This is a genomic window from Coleofasciculus sp. E1-EBD-02, from assembly GCF_040218245.1.
Lineage (GTDB): Bacteria > Cyanobacteriota > Cyanobacteriia > Cyanobacteriales > Coleofasciculaceae > Coleofasciculus.
Genome location: NZ_JAVJQN010000229.1, coordinates 1 through 11261, shown reverse-complemented (window position 1 = coordinate 11261; position 11261 = coordinate 1). Strand labels below are relative to the sequence as shown.

Here is an 11261-nt window from a genome sequence, read left to right as displayed (position 1 = left end):
GATGATGAAGCAGGTGGTGGCGGTTAAGAGAGTAGGGATCATCAGTACACCAAACCAGCCGATATATAGGCGGTTTTCGGTGGAGGTGACCCACTCGCAGAACCGATCCCACAAGGATGCGGATTCGCGACGTTGTAATGTAGTTGTCATGGTTCGGATGATTGCTTTCGACTTGTTAAGTCAAATGAATGATTATGTTTATAACTATAGGGAAATAGTTAAGGTTTGTAAAGGAAATAAATATTAGGGTTCCTGAATGCATTGATAAGGTTTACTTATAAATTGGGCGATCGCTCTCCTGTTCTTTAAGAGTGGCGATCGCCTGTAATATTCTCCCTGTAAGGAATAACGGATCAGTTCTACCCGTTGGCTACTGATCTCAAACTGGGTGTGACACCTCAGCGTCCTAAAAGCGATTATGAGAGTAGTAGATGTACCTTTAGGACTAGAGAGAGAGTTGCATGAGAGAGTGGCTCTCTTATTTCTTTTTCAGATTTTATATACAACCTAAATGTAACAATTTTTGATAAGAACCCCAGCTATCCGATGGCTGGGGTTATGTAGTGACGTGCCATGTCACGTCGCTACAACGTCGCGAAACTTGGCTTGTTGCTAGGACGGGAGATTGGAGAAGAGAATAGGCATCCATCGCTTTACCTCGTGGGACTCCGGGTTCAGCGAAGCAACCCGGAGGGGGATAGAGGTCAAACCACGCTACTCGATGTAGTAAGGTTTGACAATCCAACTGTTGACACCAATCCGGTATTTCGCTGCAACAATTGAACTTTGGAGGTGGTGAACCTTCCTATCCGTTTCCAATTAGCGTCACTAACCGAAACTTGGGTTTTGGTGTCACCGGAAACGTAACCGTAGTAAGCGATATCTGCTTTAACCGCTTTGACATAATCGCCCTTCCTGAACCCGTGGCGGGTAACTGTGCCACCGTAACCGCGCCGCTTCCCTCCCTTGCCGGGAATCATTAGGTGTAGTTGGCGGCGACACACTGGAGGGCGACTAATCACCGCAAACTGGCACGGTGTAACTTCGATAGACCCTAAGAAGGTGCCACTTATGCCCTGGATCTGGCGATACCGCATAAACTGAGACGCGGCTGTGCAGATACCATCAACGGCATGGGCGGCGGGTGAGGACTCAGCCTTATTCTTGGATTTAGGTAAACCGAGGTACTGTCTCAGGTTGGATGTGTGCCATCCCTCCTGCGTGTGGACGGTATAGCCGTTAGCTTCTAACTGCTCAATCTGCCAGTATTGACCAACCATAGCGGGGCTAAACCCTTTGTCGCCTTTGGCTTTAATCGTCTCAACCACCACATCTGTGAATGGGTAGACCTTTGATAACTCTTGTACTACCCTCAACGCCAACTGTTTATTAGCCCGGATGCTGGGGGGTATCTTATGACCTTTGCGGTTATCGAATCGGTGCTGGCGGTGATTGCGTTGATCAAAGGAAACCTTACGGTTAATCCGTCGCCCTCGTCTCCCGCGCCGCATCATTACCCGTTGGGTCATCCGCTTGGTCACGTTTTTAAAGGGCAAATTTAGGTGGGCTAAAAACAGAGTAGCTTTGGCTGATTGAATCGCAATCCCCGTGAATAGCTTTCCCGGATCAATTCCAGCCACAATATCTTGGGTTTCCTCCCCCGATGGCGGGTTAACTAACTGGACTTGAAAGATGCCTAAGTCGTTATGGGTGACTTTAGCTTTACCAGCTTTTAGCCACCGCCGAACGCGGCTAGCTTTAGCTGGCATTAATGGTTTACCGTCTGGCGATAAAACTGGTACACGAATCATGGATATAAGCCTCTCGTGTAAGTTGTACGTCCCCTCGACCACCGTTAACAAAATGTCCTCTCTTAAAGCGCCTAAACAAGTAGGCTTGCAGTTGATCCGAACTGGGGAAGTATTCGGAAGTGCGTATCAGTTAACGGCTCAGTGGTCTATTCAACGCTTGCGTTGCCAGTCCTGTCTCTGGCAATCCCTAATCTCAAGCGATAGCTAGATTAGGGTTGTTGAACCGATAAGCTGGGGTGCGCTCGGTGTAGTCAATCTCAGTTCCTGTAATGGATTGGGCTAACTGCTCGAATGATTCAGAACGCCAGTTGCGATTGTGAATCGGCTTTCTTTGCTCCCCTCGGAAGTAAGCAAGGGTTCGTGACATCCTCCTACACGCTTCCCTACGGGTACAGTGTAGGCTTCCTTTGGTATAGCTTTGACTATACCTCCAGCGTTTTATAGTGAGGACATGCCCAGCCCCACTTCTTGCTTGTTGCAAGAGAAACTTTAGTTATGAAGATTGGCTTTTGTTATCAAGTTACCAGCTTTTACAGCGCAAGTAAATGAGACACAAGTTTGTTGTGTTGAGGTATTTAGCTGACAGCTAATGCGGTTAACATTAATGCGCTAACTAATAATGTGGCGATTCCTGCCTGTAACAGATAGTTACGCTGTTGTTCCACACTGGGGTAATCAGCGAAATACATTTGAGGTTCGCTGGCGTAGTTGTTGAGAATTCCTCTTTCGTCGCGGGTATACATAACTGCCTCCTGACTTGTGTAACGTTTTGTTACTCCCAACGTAACGAATTGTTACAAATATCGACTGTGACTTGACTTTTTTATTTTTGTGATGTTTGTCAACACACTCCGGTGACGACAGCAGATGAACTCCGGATATGACGCATCGCCTGGTGATTGCGATGCTTTGTGAGGTAATGGGTAGGTGAGTAAATTTGTCAAGATTACTGTGATAGGAATTTTTGGCACGAAAAAGGGTAGTGGCGTGACACTGCACGTCGGGGATGGACGCACGTCGGGGATGGGCGCACGTCAGGAAAGTCAGGAAAGGGCGCACGTCGGTGCGCCCCTACGGTTTCTTGTTTAGGTGTGTCCTTTTTCTTGCATTGCCTGAGAAACTTGCCAAGCGAGAACCTGCTTAAGTGCAATTGCTTCTACCTCGTCAAGTATTCCGTCTTCTTCGAGGAGATCGTCAAGTGAAGAACCGATATAAGGATTGGTAGTCATTAAAACCTTGCAAAAACTCAACAGATCTTCTTCTATCCTGTTCTGATTCTGATTCATAAAGCTCTTCATAGTAAGGACTTTCGATTTCTAGATTGAATGAGATGCGTTACGCTTCGCTAACGCATCCTACAAACTGCTGGTTTTTTGCTGACATTGACGGATTCTTATTAAACCTTTACACAACTGTCAGCTTTATTCACGGCTGCTTCACCACAATTCCCCGTAAATCAGGTTAGTCTTCAGAAATAGTCCCATCAATAAAGAAGCTCTGGGGACTCAAGTCACTCATCCCCAAAGCCTTGAAATAATCGACATGAAATTCAATCTTGCTTCTTATTGTAGCTGGACTCCCAAAACAATTACTTCCATGGATGTGACAGTTAACTATACGGCACAAGGAGAGAGAATTAATGAAACAAAATCTATTATTTTCATCAAAAATTTACACAAAATTCAGTTTTCTTTACTGTAAGTTTACCACAAAGGACGAATAGCCAGTTACCTTGATATCAAGGAACTAAGCTTCCGCCAGAGAAAAATACAAGTCACCATTACTAGATTCAATCTTCTCCCAAAACAAGGAGTAATCGACATGAAATTCAATTTAGCTCAAACCATCAACAAAACTCTGAGCTTGGCTACCGCCGGTGCCGTTCTCAGTCTAGTCACACTCAATGCTAATCCAGTTAAAGCCGCAGGCGTTAAAGTCATTGACTTTTCTGAATTTGCGGTTGGTCAAAAAGTGACGGGTGAAACGACAAAAGCCGCCACACTCTCGGTGTCAGGTCAGAAAAAAACTGGTGGCAGCCTTCGTGATTTGATGATCTTTGATACCTTTTGCGGTGGGGGGTCGGCTACGGCTAGTGACTGCTCAGGCGGAGATGATGACTTATTCTTCCCCTCTTCAGAGTTTAACTTTGGGAATGCCCTAATTATCAGTGAAGATAATGACTCCGCTGATCCAGATGATTCCCGTCATGGTGGTACAATTTCTTTTAACTTTAATCGCCTAGTTCGTCTCGAACAATTTGGACTTCTAGACATTGATGAAAGTAACAATGTTCAAATCACAACCTTTGCGGATACGGCAGGAACTCAGCAAATCCAGCAATTTTCGGTTCAGGGTGCAGGTGACAACGAAACTCAAACCGTAACCGGTTTTAACAACACCCTGGTTCAGCGTTTAGATGTATCTCTCCCTGGTAGTGGCGCTGTTGATAATATTGCATACGAACCCGTACCCGAACCTCTGACTATTCTGGGTTCAGCGACAGCCCTAGGTATGGGTGGATTGCTGAAGCGACAGCATTCTAGAGGGCGCAAAAACGCCAAGCAAAAGGATTAACCTAGCAACTCTTGCTTGCATGAGTAGAGACGTAGCATATTACTTCTCTACTCAACAAAATAAAAATTCTGAATCAAAGGTACGAAGCATCAATTGAGTAAGATTTTCATGGATATGGATAATCCCAAAAGATATCAACGCTTATATTGGGAAATTTTTCTTGGAAAAGACAACTAATTTTTAGCTGCACCGACGATTCAATAATGATGTAGATGTAGTGGCGTGGCACAGCTAAAATTGTGGGATAGATTTGGCGGTGAAATCGGGCGCACGCCATGCGCCCCTACAATTCTAATCCACCAATTAAGGTGTGCCACGCCAGTAGGGTGGGTTAGGCTCCCGCCGTAACCCACCAGATGCCTGTTATTTGATTGAATGAGATGCGTTACGCTTCGCTAACGCATCCTACAAACTCAGCCCGATCGCACTTTTTGCCAAATCGCGGTACAATCTCTCCATAAAGAAATAACGCGCCACGAGCTGGTCTAGTACACCAACCCGCGACGCTTCCCCTCCCATGCACACAACATGAAAGGAGTCATTTTATGGTGTCAGAAAATCGTCAAAACCGCCAGTGTCAGGGCGTTCCAGCCGATGGAAACGTGCCGGATTTTGCTTATCAATCCCCAAACACTTGGAAAAAACGAAAAAACACTTGGACGAGAAAGCATAGCAAGTTCAGCGTTCAGAACCGACTGACCCCCACCGCCAGAGAGCTGTGGCAATGGCTCCTTGATGAGATGTACGAAGGCGGCTTTGAAATCATCGACCTGCGCGACTTCAACAAATGGGTCGAACGAACACGCGGCGTCCCCCACGATCCCAAAACGGTCAAAAGTGCCGCCCAGAAGCTCCTAGACACCGGAGTCCTCACCCATGCAAAGAGCTTCACCGCTTACGTTTGGAAGTGGCGGCTTCAACCTATCGATGTGCTGATTCCACCGAAATTCCGCAAGCCGAAAAAAAAGTCTGAGACTGATCCACAAATTCCCGATTCAGACCCCTCAAACGCCGAAACTTCGGAAACGGGTATTAACAGCAGCAGCAGTAGTATTAATAATGGCGAGAGTCCCACCTCTCAGGTAGGGAATGGGGAGACTAACGCTCAGAGTCCTACTTCTCAGGTAACGAATGGCGAAACTAACGCCCAGAGTCCCACTTCAAAGGTAAATGAAATACTAGCGGAGTGCGAAGCCGCCGGGATACCGTTTGTCAAGTCTGAACGTCCGAAGGTGCTTGAGTTTCCGCTACATCAGGTGAAATTGGCGATCGCCTACTTCCTGTTCCGGTTCCCCGATGAGGAGTCGCGCCGAGAGATTCGCTCACTGCAAGGACTACTGATCTACTTCCTGCGTAAACAGTGCTGGAACTTGAATCCCAACTTCTTGATTAAGATCTGCGCTTATAAAATCCTCCCAGATTGGGTTCTAGAGCTTTGTGAGAACGATTACTCGCTGGAGTTGGCATTTCTCAATGCATGAACTCCCCTGGCGCTAACGGTGCATCTGTGCGGCGCTCGTCCAGCACCTCTAACTTCCTCTTATTCGGAGGTTCGGGTAACAAAATATAGCGAGGTCCCCAGCCGCCATTCACATCCTGTGGACGTTCCACTGGTGGCGCAGTAGATGCCGTCGGTAAGGGAATCGGCATAATTTGACTGGCTTGGACATAGCGATCGCCATCCAGGGTATTGCGAATCAGGCTCTTGTCTACTTTAATCCCCTGGTTCTCTAACTGCTGTTGAATCGTCCACAAGGCGTCAGTAGGCGCTAGGGTGGCGAGGAATAGCACCTCCTTGTCTGGATCTAACGTTAGTCCCAATTCCGACTGCTCAATTTGCCACACCTCTTGATACTTACCATCGGGTGCAACCTCCCACAGGTTTAAGTTAGCTTGCCATTGCCCACTATTTACCTCGACATCTTGATAAGCCAAAATTGAATAGGTTGGCTTTGAATCCTCATTGGCTGGGAGATCAGGATCAGGGTGTAAGTAGCGAACCGCCGCGATCGCGATCGGACTGTCATCCGGTAAATTCGTTGTTCCCGTTACCCTGTAAACCCCGTCTTGCGGAGATGGGGCGACACGAAGTTGAAAACTGGCATTCGTTGACGTGTTCGGTAATAGGTTGGGTAACTGCTCCAGTTGTAATACATCTTGGGAACATCCACTATTTAATAGTAACAGTAGAAAAAGAAAAACTAATCCTCTGTTCGGATTAAAAATTCCTTTGGTTGGTAATTTTCTAAAAAACACAGACCCAATTGGCTCCGAAAATGAGTTGGTTGTAATACGGATGTCCAGACAAGGGTTCCCTAAACTCCTTTTTCGAGTTGATGTCAGTCAATCCGGAGAGCGCGAAAACTAGAGGTGACGGGTGATTTCAACCCTCGCTTTACCCATCAAATTAGGCTGGAATCCCACGAATCCATTTTAACGCCTGATCAAGTTTCATCCTTTCTTCATCCTAGCGAGTATATTTCTTCATGACATCTTGATGAATTCAAGTTAAAACAGTAGAGATACTGTAAAATTTAACAGCCAGTAACCTTGGGTATAAGCCAACACAAATTTTTAGGATTGTCAGGGGAGTTGGAAACAGGCGACGTATTCCAGAACCAGATCTGGGTTATATCGGGTTTTGGTAAACGTCCCTCCATATCGGCTATACGCCCCCTTTAGCTATAAAATTTGCTTGTGTTTATCCTGAAAATTAAGTCAGTTGGATTAATTTTTATTCAACTTCATTTACTCAATTATTGCCCAGGGATAGTTATACATTAAAAATACGAGTTGTCAGTGAAACGAACTCGACCTAAATCTCTTGAAGCGGTTACCCCTAAAAATCAAGAGATTAACTTTCGCATTTTTATCATTAATTTACAGCAATTTATCTCATATTTCAGTTTCGGAACTGTTCATTTTTATTAGGCGTCGGTGAACTTGGTTGACCGAGCATCTACAATTGCGAAGATTTTCCGGAGACTGTTTAAAACCTCAGGAAAAGTAAATAATTGACGGTTTTAATCCTCAAGTACACCTATCAGCAACTGTGGTGCTAATGAGAGAACTAATTCAAAAAAATAGAAATACTGATAAGCAAATTACGCCGAGATTACGGCAGTCTATTTGGCTAAGTTATCTGCTATCCATGGGATCAACTTCAGCCGGAGCGCTATCTCTATTTTCCATAGCGGCTTTCCTGGGAATGACACCCGCGATCGCTCAATCAAATGAGCAACCGACTCCAATTGGGGATCAGGCGATTGCGGAAGAATCAGCGAATCCTAGCCATTCTGACTCCATCGCACTGGATGAATACCCCTTAACCGATGACACTCTGGCGAATGAGGAAGCTTCCCCAACAGCCTCCTCAGATAACTCTGAGATTGTAGATATCACCTCTAGCCGTCAGCATCAGTTACTCGACTTTAATCGTTCCGCCGATTCTGAATTCCAACCCTCTCAGACAATAGCAGAGGGAGATCAACCCACGTCAGTAGCCGAAGCGATCGCGCCCAAACCCCCGGTGGTAGCTGCGGTGCAAAACTCCGTTGAACATTATCTGCCATTACCGATAACGGAAACCGATGCACCTAATCCAGTCGTGGAAGCGATCGCGCCAAAACCTCCCGTAGTCGCGACGGTACAGGAGAAGATTGAACATCACCCGCCATCTGAATTCGCTGGGGTAGACGAATCTAGTTTAGTACCTGAAGCGATTGTTCCCAAACTGCCAGAACCCGCACCCCTGATTCATTCGGTTGATTACCACATCCCTGGAGACTTAACCGTCGCGGAGGAATCAATAGTAGATAATAGGGCGTTAGTACCAAAACCGCCAGTGATGGAACCCGCTCAACACTCGGTTGAATCCATCTTACTCGCCCAATCCTCAGACGATGAACCCGATGCTTCTTTAATTCCTGAGAATTCTCCCTCGGAAAATGAAGCATTAATGCCTACACTGGATCTTCAAGGCGCTTATCTCCAGCAGGAAGATGCTTCGGCGCGGTTACGATTGCAGGGGATTTATCCAGTATCACCCAATGCCTTATTTGGTGCTATTGTCGATTTAGCCACAGGGGATGATTTTGCCGGGACAGAAGGCGATGGATTTAGTCTGAGTGAACTATATTTTGCCGGTTCTCTCCCCAGTTATCCGAATTTGCGCTTAATTGCGGGGTTAATGGATTTAACGTCTTATTTTGACCGCAATAGTTTCGCTAAGGATAGTACCACCCATTTCTTCCACCCCCTGTTTCAAACCAATCCAGCTTTAGCGTCTACAGGTGTTGGTTCTCGGATTGGGGGGTTATTGAATTGGAATATTACTGATAATGTGGAAGCGAAAGCGGCTGTGTTTTCCTCAAATCGGAATTTGGGCGATTTTGGTTTAGATGCGTTTGCGGGTGAGATTGGTTTCCGGGCGGGGAATGGTATTATACGGGCAACCTACGCCACAAACGAAGATACAGGGCGAGATGGCGTCTTTGGCACCCGAAACGGCGATCGCGAAAATGCGTTTGGGATTAATGGGGAATATTTTATCCCGGAAATTAAGTTAGGATTGTTTGCCCGTTACGGTTGGTTGGAAAATAGCGAGCTGGATGATAGTAGTGAGACGTATAATTTCGGACTTAATTTCTTAGATCTGTTTCTCCAAGATGATCGCCTGGGGCTTGGTTATGCGTTTGGTCGAGGTTTTTCGGAAGATAATGATGTCTGGGAATTATTCTATGATATCCGAATTTCACCGAATCTACGGGCGGGGGTAACGCTACAAGAACGAGAAGGGTTCTCGGAGACAATTTTTGGATTCCGGGTTAAAACAGATTTTCAGCTATATCCTTAATTGGGTGCTTTCTTATTAACTACAACTCTACAGTTTTTCACGCCTTTGACCCTATGAACGCACAAAACAAGTTAGCTGAAACACCAATTTTATCCTCTCCTCAAAACCAAAACTCGTCCCGGTGGTTCCGTGTCTTAGCCTGTTTCCTGATGTTGGGATTAGCCGGGGGTTTACCCATCGCCCCAATTAATTTTGCTGTACCCGCTGTTCAAGCCCAGGGGGTTCCAGCAGGGGTGCGTCAGGGGTACTCGCTTTTGGAGAAAGGATGGGTGGATGATGCGATTCAGGCTTTTGAGGGGGCGTTACGCCGTGATCCCCAATCTTTAGACGCCAAGTTAGGATTAGCCATTGCTTATCAACGCCGGGGGCGGATTGAGGAAGCCTGGAATGCTTATAATGATGTGCTAGAGCGAGACCCCACGAATCAAACCGCCCTGGAAGCGGTGGGTGAGATGGGGGTTTATCGTCAAGAATGGCAAGCACGGGGAATTGAAGCATTAACGGGCTTATTAAACCAGAATCCTAATGATACCCAAGCTCGGTCACAACGGGCGTTACTGTTAGGATATCAAGGGCGGTTTGCTGAGTCGTTGACGGATTATGAGTTACTGTTGGCGAATAATCCCTCACCAGAAACCATTCTGGGGGCGGCTCAAATTTATACCTACAGTGGCGATTATCAGCAAGGGTTAGAATTATTTAATCGGTATCAAGCCACGGGTAAAGAAATTCCCGGTAACGTCGCGGGGGCTTACGCCCTGGCGCTACGGGAAACGGGGAATGCGGCTCAAGCGGTACAGATTCTGGAGAATCAACTGCGACAATCTCCCCAACAGGCGCAATTGCGTGCGGATTTAGCCCAAGCGTATGCGGCGACGGGACAGATTAATGAAGCTTTGGCAACGTTGGAACCTTTGCGGGGTGAAGCGGATGCGGCTTTACCGTTAGCGCGGGCGCTGACTTCGATTGGGCGAAACCAACGCCGAATGGATTTGTATGAACAAGGGGTGGCGTTGTATCGAAATGTTCTGTCTGAGACTCAGAATCCTTCGTTTGCATTAGTGCAGGAAGTGGCGGATGTTTTGAGTGAGTTACCGTCTCAACGGGCGGCGGCGTTGAATCTTTACCAGCAGCTTGTTCAGCAGCAACCGAATAATCGGAGTTTGGTGGTGAAGCAGTTGGCGTTAGAGAGTCAATTGGGGCGTATTTCTCGGAGTGAGTTACGACAGCGGCTGCTTTCCCTGCTGCAACCGTTACCGTCGGAAGCGGCGGAACGGCGGGCGTTGGCGAGTGCGTTGATTCCTTTAGATCCGCCTGATCCGGCGTTGTTACCGGTTTATCAGCAGTTAATTAATGCGGGTGTGGATGAGCCGTTTTTGTATTTCCGGGTGGCGCAGATGTTGATTCAAGAGAATCAGTTGGCTCAAGCGAGGGAAGCCATTGCAGCGTATACTGCTACTGAAGCCGGGGCGTCTGATTTTACGCCAGAACTGTTGTTGGCTGAGATTGAGCGCCGGGAAGGAAATTTAGAAGCGAGTGCGCGGCGGTATCAGGGGCTGATTGAACGGAATCCGAATTCTGATGTGGTGAATAGCGCCTTGCGGGGATTGGCGGGAATTCGTTTGGCTCAAGGGCGTCCGGATGAGGCGATCGCGATCTATGATCAGTTAATCGCCCGTAATCCTAATGATTTGCTGGTGAAGTTGGGACGGAGTGCGATCGCTTACTCTACGGAACGGATTTCTCAAACGGAAGCTGAGGCGGTACTATCCGAATGGTTGGCGACGAAACCCGCTACGGATTTACCACCAGAGTTATTTAGTTTAGTCGGTGTTTTACCCCCAGACGCGGAACGGATGGCGTTGTATGAGGCGCTACTGCAGGTTGATCCCGATAATACACCCGTTCAACTGCGGCGGTTACAGGTGATTGCATCAGAAGATCCGGAGTTGGCAAAGGCTGAAATTGAGCAGTTAATTGCCCGTAATCCTGATAACTTAAGTGCGTATTTTGTCAAGGGG

The 11261-nt window shown here is 47.1% G+C and carries 10 protein-coding genes and 1 pseudogene; 5 read left to right on the top strand and 6 right to left on the bottom strand.

The window, feature by feature from the left end; genetic code table 11:
- From RIC07_RS34370 to psb34, 4 genes and pseudogenes are all read right to left on the bottom strand, one after another.
- A pseudogene (locus RIC07_RS34370) lies at positions 1-150 on the bottom strand (photosystem II q(b) protein); the annotation flags it as partial.
- A gap of 554 nt (positions 151-704) precedes the next feature.
- Positions 705-1811 (bottom strand): RRXRR domain-containing protein, encoded by a 1107-nt coding sequence (locus RIC07_RS34365; protein ID WP_006101055.1) that lies wholly within the window; start codon positions 1809-1811, stop codon positions 705-707.
- 193 nt (positions 1812-2004) lie between these two features.
- Positions 2005-2178 carry a photosystem II protein, Psb35-related gene (locus RIC07_RS34360; RefSeq protein ID WP_446398431.1) on the bottom strand — a complete coding sequence of 58 codons (174 nt, stop codon included), beginning with the start codon at positions 2176-2178 and terminating at the stop codon, positions 2005-2007.
- Positions 2179-2386: 208 nt separating this feature from the next.
- Positions 2387-2554 carry a photosystem II assembly protein Psb34 gene (psb34, locus tag RIC07_RS34355; RefSeq protein ID WP_446398430.1) on the bottom strand — a complete coding sequence of 56 codons (168 nt, stop codon included), beginning with the start codon at positions 2552-2554 and terminating at the stop codon, positions 2387-2389.
- A gap of 184 nt (positions 2555-2738) precedes the next feature.
- On the opposite strand from psb34, the gene RIC07_RS34350 reads away from it, so the two are divergent.
- The gene (locus tag RIC07_RS34350; protein ID WP_446398429.1) at positions 2739-2900 is read left to right on the top strand and encodes a hypothetical protein; all 162 of its coding nucleotides are present in this window, start codon (positions 2739-2741) and stop codon (positions 2898-2900) included.
- On the opposite strand, the gene RIC07_RS34345 is transcribed toward RIC07_RS34350, so the two are convergent.
- On the bottom strand, positions 2897-3097 hold the full coding sequence (locus RIC07_RS34345; RefSeq protein WP_446398428.1) for a hypothetical protein: 201 nt from the start codon (positions 3095-3097) through the stop codon (positions 2897-2899). The genes RIC07_RS34350 and RIC07_RS34345 overlap by 4 nt on opposite strands.
- Positions 3098-3632: 535 nt before the next feature.
- Here RIC07_RS34345 and RIC07_RS34340 point away from each other — a divergent pair.
- Entirely contained in the window at positions 3633-4385 is a 753-nt protein-coding gene (locus RIC07_RS34340) for a PEP-CTERM sorting domain-containing protein (RefSeq protein ID WP_446398427.1), read from the top strand.
- A 545-nt stretch (positions 4386-4930) separates the two neighbouring features.
- Positions 4931-5866 carry a hypothetical protein gene (locus RIC07_RS34335; protein WP_446398426.1) on the top strand — a complete coding sequence of 312 codons (936 nt, stop codon included), beginning with the start codon at positions 4931-4933 and terminating at the stop codon, positions 5864-5866.
- Here the strand turns inward: RIC07_RS34335 and RIC07_RS34330 are convergent.
- Entirely contained in the window at positions 5856-6641 is a 786-nt protein-coding gene (locus tag RIC07_RS34330; protein ID WP_446398425.1) for a hypothetical protein, read from the bottom strand. The two genes, RIC07_RS34335 and RIC07_RS34330, sit on opposite strands and share 11 nt — an antisense overlap.
- Positions 6642-7446: 805 nt before the next feature.
- On the opposite strand from RIC07_RS34330, the gene RIC07_RS34325 reads away from it, so the two are divergent.
- A complete protein-coding gene (locus tag RIC07_RS34325; protein ID WP_446398424.1) occupies positions 7447-9240 on the top strand; it encodes a hypothetical protein in 1794 nt (597 codons plus the stop codon).
- Between the two features lie 53 nt (positions 9241-9293).
- The coding region (locus RIC07_RS34320) for a tetratricopeptide repeat protein (RefSeq protein ID WP_446398423.1) at positions 9294-11261 on the top strand (1968 nt) is incomplete at its 3' end.

Excerpts from the sequence above, each read along its gene's own strand:
- RIC07_RS34365 (WP_006101055.1), bottom strand. The coding sequence starts at position 1,811 with ATGATTCGTGTACCAGTTTTATCGCCAGACGGTAAACCATTAATGCCA.
- RIC07_RS34360 (WP_446398431.1), bottom strand. The coding sequence starts at position 2,178 with ATGTCACGAACCCTTGCTTACTTCCGAGGGGAGCAAAGAAAGCCGATT.
- psb34 (WP_446398430.1), bottom strand. The coding sequence starts at position 2,554 with ATGTATACCCGCGACGAAAGAGGAATTCTCAACAACTACGCCAGCGAA.
- RIC07_RS34345 (WP_446398428.1), bottom strand. The coding sequence starts at position 3,097 with ATGAATCAGAATCAGAACAGGATAGAAGAAGATCTGTTGAGTTTTTGC.
- RIC07_RS34340 (WP_446398427.1), top strand. The coding sequence starts at position 3,633 with ATGAAATTCAATTTAGCTCAAACCATCAACAAAACTCTGAGCTTGGCT.
- RIC07_RS34335 (WP_446398426.1), top strand. The coding sequence starts at position 4,931 with ATGGTGTCAGAAAATCGTCAAAACCGCCAGTGTCAGGGCGTTCCAGCC.
- RIC07_RS34325 (WP_446398424.1), top strand. The coding sequence starts at position 7,447 with ATGAGAGAACTAATTCAAAAAAATAGAAATACTGATAAGCAAATTACG.